This is a genomic window from Pantoea sp. SGAir0175 (genome assembly GCF_043547855.1).
Genome location: NZ_CP028081.1, coordinates 3,114,927 through 3,138,800 on the forward strand (window position 1 = coordinate 3,114,927; position 23,874 = coordinate 3,138,800).

A 23,874-nucleotide genomic window follows, 5' to 3' on the forward strand; every position below is an offset into this window, starting at 1 on the left:
ATCAGGCGCAAAAGCGACAAATGCATTATTTATCAATCAAATAAAATCATTCCCCCGCCAGCAACCCTGTCTGTTCTCCGGGACAAACACTGTATCTGTGTTGCGTATCGCAACAGTGCAGAAACCCGAGCGCTACAATATCGCAACACTTACACGCCGTTCTGAGGTCACTCATGCAGGGAAATTCAGCCGCGTCTGCCGTGCACGCCAACCCGCTGTTAAGCGACTCCTGGTTCCGCAGCCAGCTGTATGGATTAGAGCGCAGCGCCGACGATTTCCCGCGCGTGCGTCAGGGCGAGCTGGCCGATGTGCTGGCCAGCAACGCCGGGTTGCAGCAGTTTGCGCAGCCGGTCATCCGCCAGCTGGCGCAGCAGATGGCGGAGACGCAGTCGGTGGTGATCCTGTCCGATGCCAGCGGGCTGGTGCTGAACACCTTTGGTGATATGCAGGCGCTGGAGAAAGCGCAGCGCTTTGCCCTGGCACCCGGTAATCTGTGGAGTGAATGCGGACGCGGCACCAATGCGATTGGCACCGCGCTGGCGATTGATGACGGCTGTGAAATTGATGGCCAGCAGCATTTCCTGACGCGCAATCAGGGTCTGTACTGTGCCGCGATGCCGTTGCAGATGCCCAACGGACAGATAGCTGGCGTGCTGGATATCTCGGGTCCGGCACACTTTCCGCATCCGCATACCCTGAACCGGGTGAAAGCAGCGGCAAAGCAGATCGAGTACCTGTGGGTGAAGCAGAGCCTGCATCCGCAGCAGTGGCTGCTTAGTCTGCATCCGCAGCCGCAGGGCATCGACACCAGTGATGAACTGCTGCTGGTGTTTTCTGACAATGTGCTGACTGCAGCTAACCGGCTGGCGATGCGCGAACTGGCTCTCAGCGCCGATCGCTTTGCCAGCCTGACGTTTCAGCAGCTGTTTCCACAACTGCAGCAGCAGGCCAACAGCGTTCCCGCCGCGGTCGACATTGGCGCGCAGCGCTACTGGTTCCGCCTGCGCGCGCCGCAGCGCAGCCATGTCAGCGTGCCGGACAGTCGCACGCATGACTTGCCGCGCGTGCTGGGAGCTGACGGCGCAAAAATGCTGCGCTTGCTGGATGCCGGCGTTTCGCTGTGCATTTATGGTGAAACTGGCAGCGGCAAGGAGTATGTCAGCCGCGTGCTGCACCAGCAAAGCCGCTGGCGCACGGGCAAGTTTGTCGCCATCAACTGTGCCGCCATCCCCGAAGCGCTGATTGAATCCGAATTGTTTGGCTACCAGCCCGGCGCATTTACCGGCGCCAGTAAAAATGGCTACATCGGCAAAATTCGCGAAGCGGATGGCGGCGTGCTGTTTCTGGATGAAATCGGTGATATGCCGCTGACGCTGCAGACCCGTTTGCTGCGCGTGCTGCAGGAAAAAGAGGTGGCGCCGCTCGGCTCCAGTCGCAGCTGGCCGGTGAATTTTGCCGTGATTTGCGCCACGCATCGCGATCTGGCCCAGCGCGTGGCCGCCGGCGAATTTCGTGAGGATTTGCTTTATCGTCTGCAGGAGTTCGCGCTGACCCTTCCGCCGCTGCGCGCCTGGCCGAACGTCGCCGGGTTTATCCGCGATTTATGGCAGGAGCTGGGGGCCGCGCAGCGTGGCGTACAGCTGTCTCCGGCGCTGCTGACAGCGCTGGCGCAGCAGTCATGGCCGGGCAATGTGCGCCAGCTACGCAGTCTGCTGCGCGTGCTGCTGGCGCTCGCCGATGAGGGCGAAACGCTGACGGAAAGTCACCTGCCGGCAGAGTATCGCCGCCCGCCGGCACCGCCGCTGCGCGAACGCCACGATGAACAGCTGATCAGTGAAACGCTGCTGCGCTATGACGGCAATATCAGTAAAGCGGCGCAGGCGCTGGGGGTCGCGCGCAGCACGCTGTATCGTCGTGCGGCACGCGACAGAGGGGATTAATCGCGGAAGTTTTTGAACTGGAACGGCTGACCCAAGTTGCCACCGCGCACCAGCGCCATCGCACCCTGCAGATCGTCGCGGGATTTACCGGTGACGCGCAGCTCTTCACCCTGAATCTGCGTCTGCACTTTCAGTTTGCTGTCTTTGATCAGCTTAACGATTTTCTTCGCGACATCGCTTTCGATGCCTTTTTTCAGCTTCGCTTCAACGCTCCAGCTTTTACCGCTGTGCACAATCTCTTCCGGTACTTCAATCGCCGCGCCTTCAATGCCGCGCTTCAGCAGCTTTTCACGCAGAATATCCACCAGCTGCTTTACCTGAAAATCCGATTCGCTGGTGACTTTGATGGTCTCATTCTTTTCGTTGAGCTCAAAGCTGGCGCTCACGTTGCGGAAATCGAAACGGGTTGAGATCTCACGGTTGGCATTCTCCACCGCATTACGCACTTCCGGCAGTTCGACTTCGGAAACGATATCGAAAGATGGCATCTTTTCTTCTCCTGATACTAAAGTGACATGCATAATACGCGTCTTGTCGCGCTAATAAAACACGCGACGCGGAAAGCTATAATTAAGGGTGTGACACCCATTCACCCACCCGCCAGCGGGAGGCATAATGAAAATTACCGTGTTGGGTTGCGGCGCCCTGGGGCAAATCTGGCTCGCGGCCCTTGCACGCCAGGGACATGACGTTCAGGGCTGGCTGCGCGTACCGCAGCCGTACTGTTCGGTCAACGTGGTTGATCCGCAGGGCCACGTCAGCAATCACACCTTCATCGCTAACGATCCGCTGTTTCTGGCCGAAAGCCAGTTGCTACTGGTGACCCTGAAAGCACCACAGGTTTCCCCTGCGGTGAAAAACCTGCAAAGCGTACTGCCGCGCCACGCGCCGATCCTGCTGCTGCACAACGGCATGGGTACCATCGAAGAGCTCAAAGAAGTGCAGCAGCCGCTGCTGCGCGGCATCACCACGCACGCGGCGATGCGCGACGGCACGGTGATTAAACATGTCGCGCAGGGTATCACCCACATCGGGCCTGCCAGCCGCGAAAGCGCGGCGCTGAGCGATATCGCCGATATTCTGCATCAGGCGCTGCCGGACGTGGCGTGGCACGATAACATCGCGTCTGCCAGCTGGCGCAAGCTGGCAGTTAACTGCGTGATCAACACGCTGACGGTTGAGCACGACTGCCAGAACGGCGCGCTGCGCGCCTGGCCGGAGCAGATTAACCGGCTGTGCGAGGAGCTGGCCTGGGTGATGGAGCGCGAGGGCCAGCACATTGCGCTGGATAACCTGCGCGACATTATTTACGACGTCATCGACAGCACCGCCGCCAACGTCTCCTCAATGCTGCAGGATGTGCGTGCGCAGCGTCAGACTGAAATTGATTACATTACCGGCTACCTGCTGCGTCGCGCCCGTGCGCAGGGGATTGCACTGCCGGAAAACACCCGCCTGTACGACCTGATTAAACGCAAGGAGTCCCAATATGAGCGCGAACGCATCAGTGCTGGTTTGCCTGGCCCATGGCAGTGAAGAGACCGAAGCGGTCACCACCATTGACCTGCTGGTCCGCGCCGGCCTGAAGGTGACCACCGCCAGCGTGGAGAGCGACGGCACGCGCGAGATTGTCTGCTCCCGCGGCGTACGCCTGCTGGCTGACGCACCGCTGGTGGAAGTAGCGGATAACGATTTTGCCGCCATCGTCCTGCCGGGCGGCCTCAAAGGCGCTGAAACCTTCCGCGACAGTCCGCTGCTGGTGGAGACGGTACGCCAGTGCCATCTGGCGGGCAACATTGTCGCGGCGATCTGTGCCGCGCCGGGCACGGTGCTGGTGCCGCATGACCTGTTTCCGGTGGGCAACATGACCGGTTTTCCCGGCCTGAAGCACACCATTCCGGAAGAAAAATGGATGGAGCGCCGCGTGGTGTGGGATCCGCGCGTTAATCTGCTGACCAGCCAGGGGCCGGGCACGGCGATCGATTTTGCCCTGAAGCTGATTGACCTGTTGGTGGATAAAGAGCAAGCGCGTGAAGTCGCGTCACAGCTGGTGCTGGCGGCAGGGATTTATAATTATCAGGAATTTGAAGAGCGCGCATAAAAAAGGTCGCCATCAATGGCGACCCCACGAGATCAGCGCACATTTTTATTCGTCGCGTTGGTTGCAGGGTGCGCATTCCTGCGCACCGGGTTTTGCCCGTGCACCCGAAATCAGGCGCGCCAGGCTTAACACCCCCGCGGTTACGGACGGTACACCTTCACGTTCTTAAAACCCTGCTCATGCAGATACAACGCCTGCAACCGGCTCATCACGCCGCGATCGCAGTACAGCAACCAGGTTCTGCTCTGATCGAGATCGCCGAACTGAGTGCTCAGCTTATAGAACGGCAGCGATTTCACTTCCACGCCGGTCAGCGCCAGCGGCTTGTCGTCCTGTTCATCAATTGAACGGATATCCAGCACCACATCGTTGCCGCTGAATGACGCCACGGTTTCCACTTCCACCACTTCTTCTTCCGTCTGCTCCGCAATTTCACGGATATCGACGTTGCTGGCTTCCTGCACCACGCGCTGCAGAATGTCGAAATCGAAGTTCTGCTCTTCGGCTTCGATCTTCGCCTTCACCGCTTTCACCGTGGGGCTTTTCGAAATCACGCCGCAGTACTCCGGCATGGTGCGGGCAAAGTCTTCGGTGCCGATCTGACGCGCAATATTGATGATGTGCTCTTTATCGTGCGAGATCAGCGGGCGCAGAATCAGCGTGTCGGACGCGTTATCAATCAAACGCAGGTTAGTCAGCGTCTGGCTGGAGACCTGGCCCAGCGCCTCACCGGTCACCAGCGCCTGCACGCCGTAACGCTCAGCCACCATCGACGCCGCACGCACCATCATGCGCTTCAGCACCACGCCCATCTGGCCGTCATCAACTTTTTCCAGAATTTCGCCCACCACCGGCTCAAAATTGATGGCGACAAAACGCACGCGATGTGAACGGCCAAAACGCTGCCACAGATAGTGCGCCACCTGACGCACGCCGATTTCATGCGCCGCGCCGCCAAGGTTAAAGAAGCAGTAGTGCACACGACAGCCGCGGCGCATCAGCATATAGCTGGAGACGCCGGAGTCAAAGCCGCCAGAAATCAGCGACAGCACATCTTCCTGGGTGCCGATCGGGAAGCCGCCCAGGCCTTCATAGCGGCCGGTAATCAGCAGCAGGCGATCATCTTCAATCTCCAGATTCACCGTCACATCCGGGTGATTCAGCTGCACGCGCGCGCTTTCAATGTGCTGATTGAGACCGCCGCCGACGTAGCGCTCCACATCCTGCGAGCTAAAGCTGTGCTTGCCGCGACGCTTCACGCGCACGCAGAAGCTCTTGCCTTCCAGCCGCTCGCGGTTGAGCGCCAGCGTCTGCTCGAAGATATCGTGCATGTCGGTATAGGCGCGGTCTTCGACCGCCAGCACATGGTGGATACCGGGAATGCGCGTCAGCTCTTCCGTGACGGTGGCACGCAGCGCTTCCTTCTTCGCGCGCACTTCGATGTGATCCCAGTGGCGCACCACGGCGATCTCTTCGTCGAGGGTGCGCAGGGTATTACGGATGTTACCGGTCAGAATTTTGATAAAGCGCAGGCGCACCGACTGACTTTTGATGGTGATTTCAGGGAAGAGCTTGATGATAAACTTCATGGCGACACAGCTTCGTTGGGCAAATAAGTGCTAAAATCATCAACACTTAGCTGGTAAAATCATATAATTGCGGGTTGGCATCAGCCACCGCATCCGAGGCGCGCAAGTATATCACCTTTGTCGGGTGACTGCTGTAAGCAACCTTCGCCGCATTGATTATTTTGCTAATCAATGCCCGTCGGCTACCATGACCGATTGCAACATAATGTCCCAACCTGTGAGTCGACACTGATTATGCCGAAAAAAGCCGAAGCGCCCGTGAGTTTTGAAAACGCACTGCAGCAGCTGGAACAGATTGTCAGCCGTCTGGAGAGTGGCGAACTGCCGCTGGAAGAGGCGCTGAATGAATTCGAGCGCGGCGTACAGCTGGCACGCAGCGGCCAGCAAACCCTGCAGGCGGCGGAACAGCGCGTGCAGATTCTGCTGAGCGACGACAAAGACGCCCCGCTCGCCCCTTTCACGCCGGAAAATGAGTAATGGATTTCGTGCAACTGCAGCGCGCCTACCATGAGCGCGTGAACCAGGCGTTGACGCGCTTAATAGATCCACTTCCTTTTCAGAGTTCTCCTCTGGTGAACGCCATGCAATATGGGGCACTATTAGGCGGTAAGCGCCTGCGCCCGTTTCTGGTGTATGCCACTGGCGAGATGCTGCGCGCCGAGGCGGCCAGCCTGGATGCCCCCGCCGCAGCGGTGGAGTGCATTCACGCTTACTCATTGATTCATGATGACCTGCCGGCGATGGACGACGATGCGTTACGTCGCGGGCAGCCAACCTGCCATATCAAATATGGCGAAGACACGGCGATTCTGGCCGGCGATGCCCTGCAAACCCTGGCGTTTACCATTCTTGCGGACCAGCCGATGCCCGGCGTAAGCCCGCAGGATCGCATTGCCATGATTTCCGAACTGGCGCAGGCCAGCGGCGTGGCCGGCATGTGCGGTGGCCAGGCGCTGGATTTAGCCGCCGAAGGCAAATCCGTGGACCTGAACCAGCTGGAGCAGATCCATCGCCATAAAACCGGCGCGCTGATCCGCGCCGCCGTGCGTCTCGGCGCCCTCACTGCGGGTGCCGCGGGCCGCGATGCGCTGCCGCAGCTGGATATCTACGCCAACGCCATCGGACTGGCGTTTCAGGTGCAGGATGACATCCTCGATGTGGTCGGCGATACCGCCGTTCTGGGCAAAACCCAGGGAGCCGATCAGGCGCTGGGGAAAAGCACTTACCCGGCGTTGCTGGGACTGGATAACGCGCGGGCCAAAGCGCAGGATCTCTATCGCGAAGCACTGGGCGCGCTGGAGGTGCTGGCGGCACAGTCGTATGACACGTCCGCTCTGCAGGCGCTGGCCAGCTTTATAATTGAACGCGATAAATAACTTATATAATGAGTCTCTGATGAGTTTTGATATTGCAAAATACCCGACACTGGCGTTAGCAGGCACGGTTCAGGAATTACGTTTACTGCCTAAAGAAAAACTTCCGGACCTGTGCGACGAGCTGCGTCAGTATCTGCTGGACAGCGTGAGCCGCTCGTCCGGCCACTTTGCTTCGGGTCTGGGCGTCGTCGAGCTGACCGTCGCGTTGCATTATGTATACAACACCCCGTTTGATCATCTGGTGTGGGACGTCGGCCATCAGGCCTATCCGCACAAGATTCTGACCGGCCGCCGCGACCGTATCGGCACAATCCGCCAGAAAAATGGCCTGCACCCGTTCCCGTGGCGCGGCGAAAGCGAATATGACGTGCTGAGCGTGGGCCACTCGTCGACGTCCATCAGCGCCGGTCTCGGCATGGCCGTGGCCGCCGAACGCGAAGGCAAAGGTCGCCGCACCGCCTGTATTATTGGCGACGGCGCGATTACCGCGGGCATGGCGTTTGAAGCCATGAACCACGCTGGTGATATCAAGCCGGACATGCTGGTGATCCTCAACGACAACGAAATGTCGATCTCTGAAAACGTGGGCGCGCTGAACAATCGCCTGGCGCAGATTCTCTCGGGGAAAACCTATTCACGCCTGCGCGAAGGCGGCAAGCGCGTGCTGGGCGGGCTGCCACCGATCAAAGAGCTGGTGAAGCGCACCGAAGAGCACCTGAAAGGCATGGTGGTGCCGGGCACGCTGTTTGAGGAGCTGGGCTTTAACTATATCGGTCCGGTCGACGGTCACGATGTGCTGACGCTGGTCAGTACGCTGAAGAATATGCGCGATCTGAAAGGGCCGCAGTTCCTGCACATCATGACCAAAAAGGGCAAGGGCTACGCGCCGGCGGAAGAAGATCCGATTACCTGGCACGCGGTGCCGAAATTCGATCCGGCCAGCGGCTCGCTGCCGAAAAGCGCGCCGGGCCTGCCGAGCTACTCGAAAATTTTTGGTAACTGGCTGAGCGAGATGGCCGCCGACGATGCGCGGCTGATGGCCGTGACGCCAGCCATGCGCGAAGGCTCCGGCATGGTGAGCTACTCGCGTGATTATCCGCAGCAGTACTTTGACGTGGCGATCGCCGAGCAGCATGCGGTGACGTTTGCCGCGGGCATGGCCATCGGCGGTTACAAGCCGGTGGTGGCGATTTACTCCACCTTCCTGCAGCGCGCCTACGATCAGGTGATTCACGACGTGGCAATTCAGCAATTGCCGGTCCTGTTTGCTATCGATCGCGGTGGCATCGTGGGGGCCGACGGCCAGACGCACCAGGGGGCGTTTGATATCGCCTATCTGCGCTGCGTGCCGGGTATGGTGATCATGACGCCAAGCGATGAAAACGAGTGCCGGCAGATGCTTTACACTGGCTACCACTATCAGGATGGCCCGAGCGCGGTGCGCTATCCGCGCGGCACCGGCACCGGCGCCACGCTGGAACCGCTGGCCAGCCTGCCGCTTGGCAAAGGGGTCATCCGGCGTCGCGGCGAGCAGCTGGCCATCCTCAACTTTGGTACTCTGCTGCCGGAAGCGCAGGCCGCCGCCGACGCGCTCAACGCCACGCTGGTCGACATGCGCTTTGTTAAGCCGCTGGATGAAGCCCTGATTAGCGAACTGGCGGCCAGCCACGACGCGCTGATTACGCTGGAAGAAGGCGCGATCAAAGGCGGTGCCGGCAGCGGCGTCAACGAATACGTGATGGCGAAACGCCTGCGCGTGCCGGTGCTTAACCTCGGCCTGCCGGATGAGTTCATTCCGCAGGGGACGCAGGAAGAAGTGCGTCAGGATTATCAGCTGGACGCCGCAGGCATCCAGCAGCAAATCGCCGCCTGGCTGGCGCAGTAACCGCCCTTCCCCGCTCCTGCTGCTATGCTTGAGGGTAAAACCCCACGCATAAGAGCAGGAGCCCTTCATGAAAACCGTTCGTTTAGGCCAGACCGATCTGCAGGTTTCACGTCTCTGTTTAGGCTGTATGACCTATGGCGATCCGCTGCGCGGTAATCACGCCTGGACGCTGCCGGAAGAGAGCAGCCGACCGCTGATTAAGCAGGCGCTGGACGCGGGCATCAACTTCTTCGACACCGCTAACAGCTACTCCGACGGCAGCAGTGAGGAGATCCTCGGCCGCGCGCTCAAAGATTATGCGCAGCGCGATCGGGTGGTGGTGGCGACCAAAGTCTACTTTCCGCTGAGCAACCTGTCGCAGGGGCTGTCGCGCACCAATATTCTGCAGTCGATTGATGACAGCCTGACGCGGCTTGGCATGGAGTATGTCGATCTGCTGCAGATTCATCGCTGGGATTACGCCACGCCGATTGAAGAGACGCTGGAAGCGCTCGATCAGGTAGTGCGGTCAGGCAAAGCGCGTTACATCGGGGCTTCTTCGATGCATGCCACACAGTTTGCGCAGGCGCTGCAGTTACAGCAGCAGCATGGCTGGGCGCGTTTTGTCAGTATGCAGGATCAGTACAACCTGATTCAGCGCGAAGAAGAGAAGGAGATGCATCCGCTGTGCCAGCGCGAAGGCATCGCGGTGCTGCCATGGAGCCCGCTGGCGCGCGGTAAGCTGACGCGTCCGTGGGGAGAAACCACTGCGCGTTCGGTGTCGGATAACGTAATGGAAAAACTCTATACCGGCACCGAAGAGAATGACGCGGCCATTGCGCAACGGCTGGCAACGGTGGCTGCGGACAAAGGCGTAACGCGCGCGCAGGTGGCGCTGGCATGGCTGCTGCATAAGCCGGTGGTTACCGCGCCAATTATTGGTGCCTCGCGCGAGCAGCAGTTTGCCGAGCTGGTGAAAGCCGTCGACGTGGAGCTGAGTTCAACCGATATCGCCGAGCTGGAGAGCGTCTACCAACCACATCCGGTGGTGGGATTCGAGTAACGGTCCGGTCAGGTCGCCTTTAGGGCGACCTGATGTCACAGGCAGCGCGTGCATGGCGACCTGCCTGTGGTCTACGCATTCATACGACCTGCCTGCGGGCTACGCATTCCTGGCGACCTGCTGTGGGCTACGCATTCATGGCAACGCTTTCTGTAGGGTGCGCATTCATGCGCACCTGGCGCATTAAAGCACCAGCCCCAACCCATACAAAATCGCCGCTGAAATGACCCCGGCGATAATGTCATCGACCATAATGCCCATGCCGCCGTGCACGTTACGGTCGAACCAGCGAATCGGCCACGGCTTCCACATATCGAAAATACGGAAAATCACAAAGCCGGCGAGCACCCATTGCCAGCTCATCGCCGGTATCGCCATCAGCGTAATCCACATGCCGATGAACTCATCCCACACGATGCTGCCATGGTCGTGCACACCCATATCACGCGCGGTGCGGTGACACAGATAGACACCCACACTGATGCCTATCAGCACCAGCAGCGAATACAGCTGCAGCGGCAGCAGCGTCATCAGCCACCAGAAGGGAATGGCGGCAATCGAACCGGCGGTGCCGGGCATAATCGGGCTCAGGCCGCTGCCAAAACCGGTCGCCAGCAGGTGCCACGGATTGGCCATGCGCAGACGGCTTTTGGCCACATCTTTATTTAGCGTCAAAGTGATCAAATCCCTTGTGATGGAAACTGCGCGGCTTGCCGTTCTCCAGCAGCGTCAGCCCTTCTGCTTCCGGCGCGATCTGGCCGATGCAGGTATACGCCACGCCAAGATGGCCCAGCGCCACATCCAGTGCACCACGATTGACTTCCGGCACGGTAAAGCACAGCTCATAATCTTCACCCCCGCTCAGCGCCCAGCGCAGCACCTGCTCAGGCTCAAAGTGATCGCGCAACGCAGCCGACAGCGGCAGCGCATCCAGATTGATGCGGGCACCGACGCGGCTGGCGGTGAGAATGTGGCCGAGATCGGAGATCAGGCCATCGGACAGATCGATGGCTGACGTCGCCAGATTGCGCAGCGCCTGGCCCTGCAGCACGCGCGGCATCGGGCGCAGATGACGCTTGATCAGCACTTCATGCACCGCCGGATCGTTCAGGCGATGATGGTGCTGCAGCAGCGACAGACCAGCAGCGCTGTCGCCCAGCGTGCCGGTGACAAAAATCCAGTCACCCGGTTTGGCCCCGGCGCGCTTCAGCGCACGGCCGGCCGGCACCAGGCCATGAATGCCCAGCGTCAGGCTGAGCGGCCCGCGCGTGGTATCGCCGCCGATCAGCTGCATATCGTAATAATCCAGCAGCTCAAACAGGCTGTCGCTGAACGCCGCCAGCCACGGCTCATCCACTTCGGGCAGGGTTAACGCCAGCGTTAACCATGCCGGATCGGCGCCCATCGCCGCCAGGTCGCTCAGGTTAACCGCCAGCGCTTTGTAGCCGAGATCGGCCGGATGGATATCACGTAAGAAATGCACGCCCGCCACCAGCGTATCGGTGCTGATGGCCAGCGTCTGTTTTTCCGGCACGTTAAGTAACGCGCAGTCGTCACCAATTCCCTTCTCCACATCGCGGCGGGAGCTGGTGACGCGGTTAAAATAACGTGCGATCAGTTCGAATTCACCACAGGACATAAGTCAGGTCTCAATGAAAAAAGGCCGGTGAGCCGGCCTTTTGCACTTATTTTTTGTTCGGTCGAATTTGCGGAGCGGCTTTATCCAGCACGCCGTTAACAAACTTGTGGCTGTCTTCAGCACCAAACACTTTGGCCAGTTCGATACCTTCGTTGATCGCCACTTTGTACGGCACATCGTCACGCTTGCTCAGTTCATAGAGCGAAATGCGCAGGATGGCTTTTTCTACCTGGCCCAACTCTTCCAGCTGGCGCGACAGGTAAGGCTTCATCAGGCCGTCCAGGAACGCGCTGTTGGTCGCCACACCGGCCAGCAGTTCGCGGAAATAGCTAATATCGACGTCTTTGACGTCTTGTTCCGCCAGAAACTGGTATTCCACATCGGCAATGTCGTTGTTAGACAACTGCCAGGAGTAAAGCGCCTGGACAGCGCACTCACGGGCGCGACGACGAGCAGCAGGTTTCACAAAATTCCCCTTACAAAAATCAGGCTTTGATGGCTTTCAATACGTTAATCATTTCAAGTGCGGTCAGGGCCGCTTCGGCGCCTTTGTTACCCGCTTTGGTGCCGGCGCGTTCAATCGCCTGCTCGATGTTTTCGGTGGTCAGGACGCCGAAGGTCACCGGAATTTCGCTGTTCATCGCTACGTGAGCGATGCCGGAGCTGGCTTCACCCGCCACGTATTCGAAGTGTGCGGTACCGCCACGGATCACCGTGCCCAGTGCAACGATCGCGTCGTGCTTGCCGGTTTTCGCCAGGGCGCGTGCCGCCAGCGGCAGCTCGTAAGCGCCCGGTACCCAGACCACGGTGATGTTTTCCGCTTTGACCTGGCCAATACGCTTCAGCGCGTCAACTGCACCGTCCAGCAGGCTGTCATTGATGAAATTGTTAAAACGCGCGATTACGATGGCAATATTGGCATCAGGCGTGGCAACAGCAGCTTCGATAACTTTCATACATATCCTTTGGGTGTTTGTTTTATGGCCCCGCAGAAGGGGGCGGATTCTATCATACTCTTCGGCAACGCGCTCAGGCTTTTCCGTGCATGCTCAGCGCGGTGTCAGGGTCAGCCGTAAATCGTCGCCAACCTGACGCACGTCGCTAAAATTCAGCGCTGGCGCATCGGCCAGCGTTTCCAGTCCCGGCAGCGCACACAGACCGCGCGCGGCATTACCCAGCAGTTTCGGTGCCAGATAAACGATCAGTTCATCCACCAGGCCGGCCTGCAGCAGCGCACCGGCCAGACCGGCACCGGCCTCGACCCACACGCTGTTGATCTGACGCTGACCGAGCAGCATCATCATCGCCACCAGATCGAGCTGCTCACCGCGCGGCGGCACCTCAATCTGACTCACGCCCGGCGGCCAGCTTTGTGCATCAGCCTCCGTGCGCATCAGCCAGGTTTCGCCGGGCTGGGCGATCAAACGATGCTGCGGCGTCACGCGCTGCTGACTGTCGATCACCACCCGCAACGGCAGACGCAGCTGGCTCTCATCCAGCTGCTGGCGCACGGTCTCGCTCAGTTCATCCCAGCGCACCGTCAGCGACGGATTGTCCGCCAGCACGGTGGCGCTGGTGGTAAGGATAGCTGAACTGCGGGCACGTAAACGTTGCACATCGCGCCTTGCCGCTGCGGAAGTGATCCACTGGCTTTCGCCGCTGGCCATGGCGGTACGGCCATCTAGCGAGGCACCCAGTTTGAGCTGAATCCACGGAAAACCGGTACGCATGCGTTTGAGAAAACCGCGATTAAGCCCTTCCGCTTCGTTCATCATCAGGCCGTGACTCACGTCGATGCCGGCCTGCTGTAAACGATACAAGCCGCGCCCGGCCACCTGCGGATTAGGATCCTGCATCGCCGCGACCACCCGGCTGACGCCGGCGGCAATCAGCGCATCGCAGCACGGCGGCGTCCGACCGTGATGGCTGCAGGGTTCCAGCGTGACATATGCGGTCGCACCGCGTGCGTGGTCGCCCGCCATGCGCAGCGCGTGCACTTCCGCGTGCGGTTCACCGGCGCGCTGATGCCAGCCTTCGCCCACGATCGTGCCGTCGCGCACGATAACGCAGCCGACGTTAGGATTCGGGGTGGTGGTATATTGTCCGCGCCGCGCCAGTTCCAGCGCGCGCGCCATGTAGTGCGCATCGGTCATGGATTAATCCTGTAAGCGGGCGATCTCTTCGCCAAAATCACGAATATCTTCAAAACTGCGATACACCGATGCGAAGCGAATATAAGCGACTTTATCCAGCTTCTTCAGCTCTTCCATCACCAGGTTACCAATCAGCTTGCTGGGAATTTCACGTTCGCCGGTGGCGCGCAGCTGGGTTTTGATGTGATTAACCGCATTGTCGACGGCATCCGCGCTCACCGGACGCTTCTCCAGCGCCTTCATCATACCGCTGGCCAGCTTATCTTCGTTAAAGGGTTCGCGCACGTCGTTGCTTTTCACCACGCGCGGCATTACCAGCTCGGCCACTTCAAAGGTGGTAAAACGCTCATGGCATACCAGGCACTGGCGGCGGCGGCGCACTGAGGAGCCCTCACTAACCAGACGTGAATCAATCACTTTGGTGTCCACAGCGGAGCAGAATGGGCAATGCATGACGTTTCCTGTCGCGAGAATTGGGGGCAGATAGTGTAGCGCGTTCCCGGTTGCAACAAAATACAGGGCGCAGAATCGCCACCTGGCTCACAGCGACGCCTGACGGTTACAGCAAACCGTGAAAAGTTACTAAGCTTAGAGAGCCAATCCGGCTTAATGACAGGAGGATGTATGGGTTTATTCAATTTCGTCAAAGAAGCGGGTGAAAAACTGTGGGATGCGGTGTCAGGCGGCGATGACCAGAGCAAAAAGCTGCAGGAGCACATTAATCAACTCGGCCTGCCCGACAGCGATAAAGTGAAAGTCGATGTCCAGGGCGATACCGTGAAGGTCAGCGGTGACGGTATCTCGCAGGAGTTGAAAGAGAAGATTCTGGTGGCGGCGGGTAACGTGGCCGGCATCACCAAAGTGGAAGATAACGTCACCACCAGTGACAGCGCCGCGCAGGCCGAATTCTACACGGTGAAAAAAGGCGATACCCTGAGCGCTATCTCGAAGCAGGTGTACGGCACGCCGAACGAATACAACAAGATCTTTGAAGCGAACAAGCCAATGCTGACGCATCCTGATAAGATCTATCCCGGCCAGGTTTTACGTATCCCTAAATAACCGGAAGGACATTGCATGACATTCAGGATGATTTGGGTGCCGGCAGCGCTTGCTGCGCTGGTGCTCAGTGGTTGCAGCTCCACCCCCGCTTCACCTCAGGTCAAAGCGCTGCATCAGGAAGTGAGCCAGCTCAACCAGCAGATGCGCAAACTGACCAGTCAGGCCAGCGCGCTGGAGATTCAGGGGCAGCTCAACAGCCAGTCGACGCAGGGCGCATGGTTACTCCCGCAGGCGAATACGCCGGTAGAGCTGCAGACGCAGCTGGGTAAACTGCGCCTGTCGCTGTCGCACGTTGAGGGGGAAGCCAGCGGCAGCCGCGCTAACCTGAATATCCGTTCAACCGATGATAAGCCGGTGCCGGCGCTCAGCGCCCGCGTGGTATGGGGCGAAATCGATCCCGCCAGCGGCAAGCCGCTGAACGCCGACAGCCTGAGCCAGACCATTACCGTGCCCGCCAGTCTGATGCCGCGCAATTCGGTCAGCGTACCGCTGCGACTCAGCGGGCTGGCACCGGGTCAGCCCGGCTACGTGCGCGTGCATGATGTGCAGGCGGTGACGGACGTCAGCACGGTTGTCACAGGCCAGTAACTCTGGCGTCAGGCATAAAAAAACGGGCTGCACTCAGGCAGCCCGTTTCATTTCTCCGGCACAATTACGGCAGAATCGAAGGCTGATCGGCGCCCTCTTTCTCCACTTTCTGCACCAGCATGTGTTCACGCTTCATGCCCAGCTTCAGCGCCAGCGCGGACGACACGTAGATCGACGAAATGGTACCGATGGTGACACCGATCAGCATGGTCAGCGAGAAGCCTTTCAGCAGCGCGCCACCAAAGATGAACAGGATCAGGATCATCGCCAGTGTGGTGATCGAGGTGATCAACGTACGGCTCAGCGTCTGGGTCAGCGACACGTTAGTGATGTCGTAAGAAGAACCGCGACGGATTTTGCGGAAGTTCTCACGAATACGGTCGGAAACCACGATCTTATCGTTGAGCGAGTAACCAATCACCGACATCAGCGACGCCACAATCGTCAGATCGATCTCGATGTGGAACAGCGACAGAATGCCGCAGGTGATGATCACGTCGTGCGCCAGCGCCAGCACGGTGCCCAGCGCCAGACGCCACTCAAAGCGAAAGCCGATGTAGATCAGAATCGCAATCAGCGCCGACAGCAGCGCCATCGCCCCGGCCTGCGCCAGATCGCTGCCCACGCTCGGGCCCACGAACTCAATCCGCTTCACAGTCGCGTTCTGCTGCGTCGTCTGGTTGATCGAGGCAACCACTTTGTTGCCCAACTCCTGGCCTGCATTGCCGGTGGTCGGTGGCATACGCACCATCACATCACGGCTGCTGCCAAAGTTCTGTACCAGCGGCTCCTCAAAGCCTGCCTTCACCAGCCCGTCACGCAGCGCATCCAGATCCGCCGGCTTCTCGAGGTTGATCTCAATCACCGTCCCGCCGGTGAAATCGAGCCCCCAGTTAAAGCCGCGCACACCGATAATGGCGATGGACGCCACAATCAGCAGGCCGGAGATGATAAAGGCCAGCGTGTCCCAGCGCATAAAGTCGACGACTTTACGCCCATGGTTCAGCTGTTCAATACTATATTCCTGTGCCACAACGCACTCCTCAGATAGACAGCTTATTGATGCGTTTGCCGCCGTACACCAGGTTAACGATGGCACGGGTGCCGACGATAGCGGTGAACATGGAAGTCGCAATACCGATAGCCGTGGTAATCGCAAACCCTTTGATCGAGCCGGTACCGACCGCATAAAGAATGATAACTTTAATCAGCGTGGTGACGTTGGCGTCGACGATACTGGAGAAGGCGCCTTTATAGCCTTCATGAATCGCCTGCTGTACCGAGCGTCCGTTACGCAGTTCTTCTTTAATACGTTCGTTAATCAACACGTTAGCATCCACCGCCACCGCCAGCGTCAGCACGATACCGGCAATGCCCGGCATGGTGAGCGTTGCGCCCGGTAACAGTGACATGATGCCGACAATCAGCACCAGGTTGCACAGCAGTGCGCTGGTCGCAATCAGACCAAACTTCTTGTAGAACACCACCATAAAGATGATGGAGGCGATCAGACCCCACAGACAGGCTTCGAGACCCTGCGTGATGTTCTGCTGGCCCATGGTTGGACCGATGGTCCGCTCTTCCACAATCTGGATTGGCGCAATCAGCGCACCGGCACGCAGCAGCAGCGACAGCTGACGCGCTTCGTTCGGGTTGCTGATACCGGTAATTCGGAAGCTGTTGCCGAGGCGCGACTGAATGTTCGCCACGTTAATCACTTCTTCCTGCTTCACCAGAATCGCACGACCGTTCGCATCTTTCTTACCGCTGTCCTTGTACTCCACAAACAGGGTCGCCATCGGCTTGCCGATGTTGTCCTTGGTGAAGTTGGACATGATGTTACCGCCGGCGCCATCAAGCGAGATATTCACCTGCGGCTGGTTGTACTCATCCATACTGGACGTCGAGTCGGTAATGTGGTCACCGGTGAGAATCACGCGCTTGTACAGCACCACCGGCTGACCTTCACGCGTCTTTTTCACTTCCGAGTCACCCGGCACGCGGCCGCTGGCAGCTGCGCTCGGATCCACCGAGGTGTTGACCAGGCGGAACTCCAGCGTTGCGGTAGCACCCAGAATCTCTTTAGCACGCGCGGTATCCTGGATACCCGGCAGCTCAACCACGATGCGGTCAGCGCCCTGACGCTGTACCAGCGGCTCAGCCACACCCAGCTGGTTCACACGGTTACGCAGGATGTTGATGTTCTGCTGCACCGCATATTCGCGCGCTTCACTCAGACGCGCATCGGTCATCACCGCACGCAGCGTGTCGCTGCCAGCGCTGGTGATCACCAGGTCGCGATGGCGCGGCGTCAGATAGCTGATGGCCGCATCACGGCTGGCGCCGTCGCGGAAGCGTATTTCGGTGCCGTAGTTAGCGATTTTGCTAACGTTGGTGTAAGGGATATTTTTTTCGCGCAGATCGCTGCGCAGGCCATCAGCGTTCTGCTCCTGCAGCTTACCGAGGGCAGTATCCATGTCGACTTCCATCAGGAAGTGCACGCCGCCGCGCAGATCGAGGCCGAGTTTCATCGGTTCAGCGGCCAGCATGGTCAGCCAGCGCGGTGTGGCAGGGGCCAGGTTGAGCGCCACGACGAAATCTTCGCCCAGCGCATTGGTGATGGCTTCACGCGCGCGCAGCTGAATATCCGTGTTAGCGAAACGGGCCAGAATGGCACCATTTTCCAGCGCGAGGGATTTGCTCTGGATATTGTCTTGTTTTAATACGGTCTGGATCTGATCCAACGTTTGCTCACTGGCGGCGCCACCGCGCGCACCAGTGATCTGAACGGCCGGATCCTCACCATAAAGGTTAGGAAGCGCATACAACAGGCCGACGAGAATCACGACGACCAGCATGATGTACTTCCACAAAGGATAACGGTTTAACACGGCAGTTCCCTTCGGGAAGAATAAATTACAGCGCCTTCATTGTACCTTTCGGCAGAACGGCGGCCACGAAATCACGTTTAATCACTACTTCAGTGGTGTCGTTCAGGGCGATAGCGATGTAGCCGGTTTCAGCCACTTTCGTTACGCGGCCCACCAGGCCACCGTTGGTCAGCACTTCATCACCTTTGGAGATGGAATCCATCAGCTTTTTGTGATCTTTGGCGCGCTTCTGCTGTGGACGCAGGATCATGAAGTAGAAAATCAGACCAAAAACCACCAGCATGATCACCAGAGAATACGGACTTCCCTGAGACGGAGCGCCAGCTGCGGCCACGGCGTCAGAAATGAAAAAGCTCATTAAATTTCCCTCATTGATAGAATTATCAGACGTTTAACGGTGGAACCGCTTTGCCCGTCCGTTGGTAGAACTCGCTAACAAAGTGCTCTAATTTACCCTCTTCGATGGCCTGGCGTAAACCCGCCATCAGACGCTGGTAATAGCGCAGATTGTGGATGGTGTTCAGACGTGCGCCCAGTATTTCGTTACAGCGATCAAGATGATGCAAGTAGGCACGCGTGTAATTGCGACAGGTGTAACAATCACACTCCGCATCCAGCGGCGCGGTGTCATCTTTGTATTTCGCATTGCGGATTTTCACCACGCCATCGGTGACGAACAGATGGCCGTTGCGCGCGTTACGCGTTGGCATAACACAGTCAAACATATCGATACCGCGGCGAACGCCTTCCACCAGATCTTCCGGTTTGCCGACGCCCATCAAATAACGCGGTTTGTCTTGCGGAATTTGCGGACAGACGTGTTCCAGGATGCGGTGCATGTCCTCTTTCGGTTCACCCACCGCCAGGCCGCCCACAGCGTACCCATCAAAGCCAATCTCTACCAGACCTTTAACCGAGACATCACGTAAATCTTCGTAAACCCCGCCCTGAATAATGCCAAACAGCGCATTTTTGTTACCGAGCGCGTCAAAGCGGTCGCGGCTGCGCTGCGCCCAGCGCAGTGACATCTCCATCGAGCGTTTAGCGTAATCCCAGTCCGCCGGATACGGCGTACATTCGTCGAAGATCATCACAATGTCGGAGCCGAGATCGTACTGAATCTCCATCGATTTTTCCGGGTCGAGGAAAATCGGGTCGCCGTTGATCGGGTTGCGGAAATGCACGCCGGCTTCGGTGATCTTACGGATATCGCCGAGGCTGAATACCTGGAAGCCGCCGGAGTCGGTCAGGATTGGGCCCTGCCAGTGCATGAAATCGTGCAGGTCGCCGTGCAGTTTCATGATCTCCTGCCCCGGACGCAGCCACAGGTGGAAGGTGTTACCCAGCAGGATCTGCGCGCCGGTCTCTTTCACTTCTTCCGGCGTCATGCCTTTGACCGTGCCGTAGGTGCCGACCGGCATAAACGCCGGGGTTTCCACGACGCCGCGATCAAAGACCAGACGGCCACGGCGCGCGCGCCCGTCGGTGGTATCTAATTCAAATTTCACATTGACCTCTTTCGATAATCAGAGAAACAGTCTGATTACTCAGCCACCAACGATTTCGTCGGGAGCCTGTGGATTACGGGTGATGTACATCGCATCCCCGTAGCTAAAGAAACGGTACTGCTCCGCCACCGCGCTCTGATAAGCCGCCATGGTGTGTTGATAACCGGCAAACGCCGAGACCAGCATAATCAGCGTCGATTCCGGCAGGTGGAAGTTGGTGATCAGCGCATCAATCACCTGGTAGCGATAGCCCGGATAGATAAAGATCTGCGTGTCATCGAAAAACGGCGCGATCAGCCCATCCTGGCAGGCCTGCGCTGCGCTCTCCAGCGAACGCACCGAGGTGGTGCCCACCGCCACCACTTTGTTACCGCGCGCTTTGCACGCCAGCACTGCGTCCACCACGTCCTGCGGCACTTCGGCATATTCAGAGTGCATGATGTGATCGTTGATGTTCTCTACGCGCACCGGCTGGAAGGTGCCAGCGCCGACGTGCAGCGTCACAAACGCCATCTCCACGCCTTTCGCCTTCAGCGCCGCCAGCAGCGGCTCATCGAAGTGCAGACCGGCGGTCGGCGCTGCCACCGCGCCGGGGCGCGCGCTGTACACCGTCTGGTACAGCTCGCGGTCAGCTTCCTCATCCGGACGATCGATGTACGGCGGCAGTGGCATATGGCCGACGCTGTTCAGGATATCCAGCACCGCGCGCTCGTCCGCAAACTCGATTTCGAACAGCGCATCGTGGCGCGCCACCATGGTGGCTTTGACGCTTTCGTCGTCGCCCAGCAGTAATTCGGCACCCGGCTTCGGCGCTTTGGAGGCGCGCACGTGCGCCAGCACGCGTTTGTCATCCAGCATGCGCTCAACCAGCATCTCAATTTTGCCGCCGCTGGCTTTACGGCCATAGACGCGCGCCGGAATCACCCGGGTATTATTGAACACCAGCAGATCGCCCGGATTGAGCTTATCCAGCACATCAGTAAACACGCCATGGTTCAGCGCCCCGCTCGGGCCATCCAGCGACAGCAGGCGACATCCGCTGCGCTGCGCCTGCGGATAGTGGGCGATCAAAGATTCCGGTAATTCAAAGGCAAAATCGGCTACACGCATGCATCACTTCTTCAGGACTCAAAAAACAGGCGGCATAGTTTAGCGGAAAAGTGGGCAATTCTGAACAACTGGCTGCGCCGGTGTGATTCTGCCTATAATGCGCCATGAACTTTCTTGCTCACCTTCACCTCGCAACCCTGGCCGACAGCTCACTGCTGGGTAATCTGCTGGCCGACTTTGTGCGCGGCAACGTTGAGGCGCAGTGGCCGCAGCCAGTGGTGGCCGGTATTGCCCTGCACCGGCGCATTGATGTGCTGACCGATAACCTGCCGGAAGTGCGCAGCGCGCGTCAGCTGTTCCGCGCCGAAACGCGCCGCGTCGCGCCAATCACCCTCGACGTGATCTGGGACCACTTCCTGGCGCGCCACTGGGATCAGCTACATCCGGCGCAGTCGCTGTCCGCCTTTAGCGCCGCCGCCGAGCGCGACATTGTGCCGCAGTTGCCCGGCACGCCGAGCGATTTTATCGAGCTCAACGCGGTAATGTGGCGCGAACGCTGGTTTGAACACTATGCTGACCCGGCGCGGCTGGCGCGCGTGCTAAGCGGCATGGCGCATCGCCGGCCGCGGCTGGCGGCGCTGCGCGACTCCTATCAGGATTTTGTCGACCACTACACCCAGCTCGAACCGCTGTTTTTCCAGTTCTATCCACGCCTGATGGCCGCCGCGCGCGCCCGGCAGCTGTGAAGCACAATTTGCCGCTGCCCCGCATTGCCTCCCCTTGCCAGCCGCAGCCATCTGCGGCTTAATGAAGCCTTGCTTAACTTTTGTTAAGCCAGTCACACAGCCATGGCGCTTTATCCGGCGTGGTTCGCCATGTCGATTGCCAGTGAATGATAAGAGGGAAAAATGTCATCAGCTACGCTAACCGAATTAGATGCCCGTTATCACTATGCCTGTGAGGTGGCGAAGACCGCTGCCAGCCGCGCGCTGGCGTGGTATCAGCAGCGCCATCAGCTGGTGGTGGAGCACAAGAAGGATTTGCAGGATGTGGTCAGCGAGGCGGATCGCAACGTTGAGCTGCTGGTAAAACACCTGATTCATGAGCGTTTTCCTGACGATGCGGTGCTGGGTGAAGAGAGCGGCGGTGATGTCAGCGGCGCGCGCTTTATCTGGGTCATCGATCCGATTGACGGCACCAGCAGCTTTCTTAACGGCCTGCACAACTGGTGCGTCTCGCTGGCGATTGTCTGTGACGATCAGCCGGTGATTGGCGTAGTCAGCGATCCTAATCATCAGGAAACCTTCCACGCCTGCCGCGGCAAAGGTGCCTGGGTGAATGACAAGCGCATTCAGGCACACAGCGCGCAGCGGCTCGATCAGGGGCTGCTGGGCCTTAGCAGCTCGAACAGCCAGCCGATTGAACCGCTGACCACCTTTATCAGCCAGCTGCTGGCGCAGGGCGGCATGTTTATCCGCAACGGTTCCGGTGCGCTGATGAGCGCCTGGGCAGCCGCTGGCCGGCTGATTGGCTATTACGAAGCGCATATGAATCCGTGGGATGGCCTGCCCGGCATTGTGCTGATGCGCGAAGCGGGCGGCGTCACCAACGATTATCTCAGCCACCACGGCCTGCAACAGGGTAATCCGGTGCTGCTGGCCAACGCGGTGCTCTATCCGCAGCTCAAAGCGCTGCTGCCGGCACAGCCAACGCTATGACACGTCTGCTGCTGAGCGCGCTGCTGGCTTTGCTGGCGCTCACCGCGCAGGCGCAGCCGCGCTACCAGCTGGAAAAAGTGGTAGAGATCAGCCGTCACGGCGTGCGTCCTCCCACCGCAGGTAACCGCACGGAAATCGAAGCCGCCACCCAGCGCGCCTGGCCGCGCTGGCGCAGCGCCGACGGCGAACTCACCGCACACGGTTATGCAGCGGTCGTGAATAAAGGTCGCTGGCAGGGTGAACACTATCGCCAGCTCGGCCTGCTGCGCGCCGGCTGTCCCGATGCCGGGCAAATTTACGTGCGTGCCAGTCCGCTGCAGCGCACCCGCGCCACGGCGCAGGCGCTGCTGCAGGGTGCCTTTCCTGGCTGCGATGTGGCAGTTCATCACGTCGCGGGGGCGGTCGATCCGCTGTTTCAGAGCGAAAAACTGCCGTTCGGCCAAACGGATGCTGCCACGGAGCGGGCAGCGGTCGCGGCGCGCGCCGGCGATCTCGCCGCACTGCAGCAGCGTTTACAGCCCGCCGTGCAGCAGCTCAGGCAGGCGGTGTGTGTGGGAGATTGCCCGTTCTTCGATCGCCCCTGGCAGCTGAAGCAGAGTAAAAGCGGCCATACTTACGTGCAGGGTCTCAGCGTGCTGGCCAGCATGGCCGAAACCTTACGGCTCGGCTGGAGCGAAAATCTGCCGTTCAGCCAGCTGGCGTGGGGCAACATCACCCGGGCGCAGCAGATTAGCGCCCTGCTGCCGCTGCTGACCGCCAATTACGATCTGAGTAATGATGTGCCGTATATCGCGCAAAAGCGTGCGTCGATTCTGCTGGACGCGGTGGTGCGCAACCTGCAGGACGATGCGGCGACGCCCTCCACCCGCTGGCTGCTGCTGGTGGCACACGACACCAATATCGCCATGCTGCGCACACTGATCGGCTTCAGCTGGCAACTGCCCGGCTACGCGCGCGGTAATATTCCGCCCGGCAGCAGTCTGGTGTTTGAGCGCTGGCGCGATAACCAGACGCAGACGCTGCTGCTGCGCGTCTATTTTCAGGCGCAAAGTCTGGATGCGCTGCGCCAGCTAACGCCGATCGATCGGCAGCACCCGCTGCTGCGCCAGGAGTGGCATCAGCAAAACTGTCGCCAGACGGCAGTGGGCACGCTGTGTCCTTATCAATCGACGCTTGAGCACTGGCGCACCGCCATTGATCAGCGCGCGGTAATCCCCGTGGACTATCCCTGATGCCAGCCACCGGGTTAAGCCAGACAGATTACGCCGGCTTATTCCTGCAGCGAAATTACAGCAATAAACTGCAAGCTGATGGGCACGGTTATCTGAGACT

General features: G+C 59.2%; 25 protein-coding genes. 12 read left to right on the top strand and 13 right to left on the bottom strand.

Features of this window, described 5'->3' with window-relative positions; all coding sequences use genetic code 11:
- Positions 1-173 precede the first annotated feature (173 nt).
- Complete coding sequence (locus tag C1N56_RS14675) at positions 174-1,940, top strand: sigma-54-dependent Fis family transcriptional regulator (RefSeq protein WP_394516808.1); 1,767 nt, start codon at positions 174-176, stop codon at positions 1,938-1,940.
- On the opposite strand, the gene C1N56_RS14680 is transcribed toward C1N56_RS14675, so the two are convergent.
- The gene (locus C1N56_RS14680; protein WP_021507173.1) at positions 1,937-2,428 is read right to left on the bottom strand and encodes a YajQ family cyclic di-GMP-binding protein; all 492 of its coding nucleotides are present in this window, start codon (positions 2,426-2,428) and stop codon (positions 1,937-1,939) included. The genes C1N56_RS14675 and C1N56_RS14680 overlap by 4 nt on opposite strands.
- Positions 2,429-2,555: 127 nt before the next feature.
- On the opposite strand from C1N56_RS14680, the gene panE reads away from it, so the two are divergent.
- Both panE and yajL read left to right on the top strand, forming a co-directional pair.
- A complete protein-coding gene (panE, locus tag C1N56_RS14685) occupies positions 2,556-3,476 on the top strand; it encodes a 2-dehydropantoate 2-reductase (RefSeq protein WP_058757963.1) in 921 nt (306 codons plus the stop codon).
- Complete coding sequence (gene yajL, locus C1N56_RS14690) at positions 3,430-4,041, top strand: protein deglycase YajL (RefSeq protein ID WP_058757964.1); 612 nt, start codon at positions 3,430-3,432, stop codon at positions 4,039-4,041. Before panE ends, yajL begins: the two co-directional genes overlap by 47 nt.
- A gap of 140 nt (positions 4,042-4,181) precedes the next feature.
- Here yajL and thiI read toward each other — a convergent pair whose 3' ends face one another.
- Entirely contained in the window at positions 4,182-5,630 is a 1,449-nt protein-coding gene (gene thiI / locus C1N56_RS14695; protein ID WP_021507170.1) for a tRNA uracil 4-sulfurtransferase ThiI, read from the bottom strand.
- A 234-nt stretch (positions 5,631-5,864) separates the two neighbouring features.
- Between thiI and xseB the strand changes: the two genes are divergently transcribed.
- From xseB to C1N56_RS14715, 4 genes are all read left to right on the top strand, one after another.
- The gene (gene xseB, locus C1N56_RS14700) at positions 5,865-6,107 is read left to right on the top strand and encodes an exodeoxyribonuclease VII small subunit (protein WP_058757966.1); all 243 of its coding nucleotides are present in this window, start codon (positions 5,865-5,867) and stop codon (positions 6,105-6,107) included.
- A complete protein-coding gene (ispA, locus tag C1N56_RS14705; protein ID WP_260641422.1) occupies positions 6,107-7,006 on the top strand; it encodes a (2E,6E)-farnesyl diphosphate synthase in 900 nt (299 codons plus the stop codon). Before xseB ends, ispA begins: the two co-directional genes overlap by 1 nt.
- Before the next feature lie 19 nt (positions 7,007-7,025).
- Positions 7,026-8,891: a 1-deoxy-D-xylulose-5-phosphate synthase gene (dxs, locus tag C1N56_RS14710; RefSeq protein WP_021507167.1), complete on the top strand. Its 1,866-nt coding sequence runs from the start codon at positions 7,026-7,028 to the stop codon at positions 8,889-8,891.
- A gap of 67 nt (positions 8,892-8,958) precedes the next feature.
- Positions 8,959-9,933 carry an aldo/keto reductase gene (locus C1N56_RS14715; RefSeq protein WP_021507166.1) on the top strand — a complete coding sequence of 325 codons (975 nt, stop codon included), beginning with the start codon at positions 8,959-8,961 and terminating at the stop codon, positions 9,931-9,933.
- A 183-nt stretch (positions 9,934-10,116) separates the two neighbouring features.
- Here the strand turns inward: C1N56_RS14715 and pgpA are convergent, their stop codons facing one another.
- The 6 genes from pgpA to nrdR all read right to left on the bottom strand — a co-directional run bounded on the left by pgpA (position 10,117) and on the right by nrdR (position 14,178).
- Entirely contained in the window at positions 10,117-10,569 is a 453-nt protein-coding gene (gene pgpA / locus C1N56_RS14720) for a phosphatidylglycerophosphatase A (protein ID WP_370586268.1), read from the bottom strand.
- Between the two features lie 25 nt (positions 10,570-10,594).
- Complete coding sequence (gene thiL / locus C1N56_RS14725) at positions 10,595-11,572, bottom strand: thiamine-phosphate kinase (protein ID WP_021507164.1); 978 nt, start codon at positions 11,570-11,572, stop codon at positions 10,595-10,597.
- 46 nt (positions 11,573-11,618) lie between these two features.
- Positions 11,619-12,038: a transcription antitermination factor NusB gene (nusB, locus tag C1N56_RS14730; protein ID WP_031279648.1), complete on the bottom strand. Its 420-nt coding sequence runs from the start codon at positions 12,036-12,038 to the stop codon at positions 11,619-11,621.
- 19 nt (positions 12,039-12,057) lie between these two features.
- A complete protein-coding gene (ribE, locus tag C1N56_RS14735; RefSeq protein WP_021507162.1) occupies positions 12,058-12,528 on the bottom strand; it encodes a 6,7-dimethyl-8-ribityllumazine synthase in 471 nt (156 codons plus the stop codon).
- Between the two features lie 93 nt (positions 12,529-12,621).
- Entirely contained in the window at positions 12,622-13,725 is a 1,104-nt protein-coding gene (ribD, locus tag C1N56_RS14740; RefSeq protein WP_394516809.1) for a bifunctional diaminohydroxyphosphoribosylaminopyrimidine deaminase/5-amino-6-(5-phosphoribosylamino)uracil reductase RibD, read from the bottom strand.
- Between the two features lie 3 nt (positions 13,726-13,728).
- The gene (nrdR, locus tag C1N56_RS14745; protein ID WP_031279647.1) at positions 13,729-14,178 is read right to left on the bottom strand and encodes a transcriptional regulator NrdR; all 450 of its coding nucleotides are present in this window, start codon (positions 14,176-14,178) and stop codon (positions 13,729-13,731) included.
- A gap of 171 nt (positions 14,179-14,349) precedes the next feature.
- On the opposite strand from nrdR, the gene lysM reads away from it, so the two are divergent.
- Together lysM and C1N56_RS14755 are read left to right on the top strand one after the other, a co-directional pair.
- Complete coding sequence (gene lysM / locus C1N56_RS14750; protein WP_058769381.1) at positions 14,350-14,787, top strand: peptidoglycan-binding protein LysM; 438 nt, start codon at positions 14,350-14,352, stop codon at positions 14,785-14,787.
- Between the two features lie 15 nt (positions 14,788-14,802).
- Positions 14,803-15,375, top strand: a complete 573-nt coding sequence (locus C1N56_RS14755) for a SadB/YajI family lipoprotein (protein WP_394516810.1) — start codon at positions 14,803-14,805, stop codon at positions 15,373-15,375.
- Between the two features lie 64 nt (positions 15,376-15,439).
- Here C1N56_RS14755 and secF read toward each other — a convergent pair whose 3' ends face one another.
- Genes secF through queA form a run of 5 tightly spaced genes read right to left on the bottom strand, consistent with a single transcriptional unit; the run spans position 15,440 to position 20,884 of the window.
- Positions 15,440-16,408: a protein translocase subunit SecF gene (secF, locus tag C1N56_RS14760; protein WP_058769379.1), complete on the bottom strand. Its 969-nt coding sequence runs from the start codon at positions 16,406-16,408 to the stop codon at positions 15,440-15,442.
- Between the two features lie 10 nt (positions 16,409-16,418).
- Positions 16,419-18,266: a protein translocase subunit SecD gene (gene secD / locus C1N56_RS14765; protein ID WP_071813591.1), complete on the bottom strand. Its 1,848-nt coding sequence runs from the start codon at positions 18,264-18,266 to the stop codon at positions 16,419-16,421.
- Positions 18,267-18,291: 25 nt separating this feature from the next.
- Complete coding sequence (gene yajC, locus C1N56_RS14770) at positions 18,292-18,624, bottom strand: preprotein translocase subunit YajC (RefSeq protein WP_021507155.1); 333 nt, start codon at positions 18,622-18,624, stop codon at positions 18,292-18,294.
- Positions 18,625-18,649: 25 nt separating this feature from the next.
- Positions 18,650-19,774 carry a tRNA guanosine(34) transglycosylase Tgt gene (tgt, locus tag C1N56_RS14775; RefSeq protein ID WP_021507154.1) on the bottom strand — a complete coding sequence of 375 codons (1,125 nt, stop codon included), beginning with the start codon at positions 19,772-19,774 and terminating at the stop codon, positions 18,650-18,652.
- A 39-nt stretch (positions 19,775-19,813) separates the two neighbouring features.
- Positions 19,814-20,884: a tRNA preQ1(34) S-adenosylmethionine ribosyltransferase-isomerase QueA gene (queA, locus tag C1N56_RS14780; RefSeq protein ID WP_211725163.1), complete on the bottom strand. Its 1,071-nt coding sequence runs from the start codon at positions 20,882-20,884 to the stop codon at positions 19,814-19,816.
- A gap of 104 nt (positions 20,885-20,988) precedes the next feature.
- On the opposite strand from queA, the gene C1N56_RS14785 reads away from it, so the two are divergent.
- The 3 genes from C1N56_RS14785 to C1N56_RS14795 all read left to right on the top strand — a co-directional run bounded on the left by C1N56_RS14785 (position 20,989) and on the right by C1N56_RS14795 (position 23,774).
- A complete protein-coding gene (locus C1N56_RS14785) occupies positions 20,989-21,570 on the top strand; it encodes an ACP phosphodiesterase (protein WP_394516811.1) in 582 nt (193 codons plus the stop codon).
- 162 nt (positions 21,571-21,732) lie between these two features.
- On the top strand, positions 21,733-22,542 hold the full coding sequence (locus tag C1N56_RS14790; RefSeq protein ID WP_021507151.1) for an inositol monophosphatase family protein: 810 nt from the start codon (positions 21,733-21,735) through the stop codon (positions 22,540-22,542).
- Entirely contained in the window at positions 22,539-23,774 is a 1,236-nt protein-coding gene (locus tag C1N56_RS14795) for a histidine-type phosphatase (RefSeq protein WP_394516812.1), read from the top strand. Before C1N56_RS14790 ends, C1N56_RS14795 begins: the two co-directional genes overlap by 4 nt.
- Positions 23,775-23,874: the final 100 nt, after the last annotated feature.

Excerpts from the sequence above, each read along its gene's own strand:
- C1N56_RS14675 (WP_394516808.1), top strand. The coding sequence starts at position 174 with ATGCAGGGAAATTCAGCCGCGTCTGCCGTGCACGCCAACCCGCTGTTA.
- C1N56_RS14680 (WP_021507173.1), bottom strand. The coding sequence starts at position 2,428 with ATGCCATCTTTCGATATCGTTTCCGAAGTCGAACTGCCGGAAGTGCGT.
- panE (WP_058757963.1), top strand. The coding sequence starts at position 2,556 with ATGAAAATTACCGTGTTGGGTTGCGGCGCCCTGGGGCAAATCTGGCTC.
- yajL (WP_058757964.1), top strand. The coding sequence starts at position 3,430 with ATGAGCGCGAACGCATCAGTGCTGGTTTGCCTGGCCCATGGCAGTGAA.
- thiI (WP_021507170.1), bottom strand. The coding sequence starts at position 5,630 with ATGAAGTTTATCATCAAGCTCTTCCCTGAAATCACCATCAAAAGTCAG.
- xseB (WP_058757966.1), top strand. The coding sequence starts at position 5,865 with ATGCCGAAAAAAGCCGAAGCGCCCGTGAGTTTTGAAAACGCACTGCAG.
- ispA (WP_260641422.1), top strand. The coding sequence starts at position 6,107 with ATGGATTTCGTGCAACTGCAGCGCGCCTACCATGAGCGCGTGAACCAG.
- dxs (WP_021507167.1), top strand. The coding sequence starts at position 7,026 with ATGAGTTTTGATATTGCAAAATACCCGACACTGGCGTTAGCAGGCACG.
- C1N56_RS14715 (WP_021507166.1), top strand. The coding sequence starts at position 8,959 with ATGAAAACCGTTCGTTTAGGCCAGACCGATCTGCAGGTTTCACGTCTC.
- pgpA (WP_370586268.1), bottom strand. The coding sequence starts at position 10,569 with ATGGCCAATCCGTGGCACCTGCTGGCGACCGGTTTTGGCAGCGGCCTG.
- thiL (WP_021507164.1), bottom strand. The coding sequence starts at position 11,572 with ATGTCCTGTGGTGAATTCGAACTGATCGCACGTTATTTTAACCGCGTC.
- ribE (WP_021507162.1), bottom strand. The coding sequence starts at position 12,528 with ATGAAAGTTATCGAAGCTGCTGTTGCCACGCCTGATGCCAATATTGCC.
- ribD (WP_394516809.1), bottom strand. The coding sequence starts at position 13,725 with ATGACCGATGCGCACTACATGGCGCGCGCGCTGGAACTGGCGCGGCGC.
- nrdR (WP_031279647.1), bottom strand. The coding sequence starts at position 14,178 with ATGCATTGCCCATTCTGCTCCGCTGTGGACACCAAAGTGATTGATTCA.
- lysM (WP_058769381.1), top strand. The coding sequence starts at position 14,350 with ATGGGTTTATTCAATTTCGTCAAAGAAGCGGGTGAAAAACTGTGGGAT.
- C1N56_RS14755 (WP_394516810.1), top strand. The coding sequence starts at position 14,803 with ATGACATTCAGGATGATTTGGGTGCCGGCAGCGCTTGCTGCGCTGGTG.
- yajC (WP_021507155.1), bottom strand. The coding sequence starts at position 18,624 with ATGAGCTTTTTCATTTCTGACGCCGTGGCCGCAGCTGGCGCTCCGTCT.
- queA (WP_211725163.1), bottom strand. The coding sequence starts at position 20,884 with ATGCGTGTAGCCGATTTTGCCTTTGAATTACCGGAATCTTTGATCGCC.
- C1N56_RS14785 (WP_394516811.1), top strand. The coding sequence starts at position 20,989 with ATGAACTTTCTTGCTCACCTTCACCTCGCAACCCTGGCCGACAGCTCA.
- C1N56_RS14790 (WP_021507151.1), top strand. The coding sequence starts at position 21,733 with ATGTCATCAGCTACGCTAACCGAATTAGATGCCCGTTATCACTATGCC.
- C1N56_RS14795 (WP_394516812.1), top strand. The coding sequence starts at position 22,539 with ATGACACGTCTGCTGCTGAGCGCGCTGCTGGCTTTGCTGGCGCTCACC.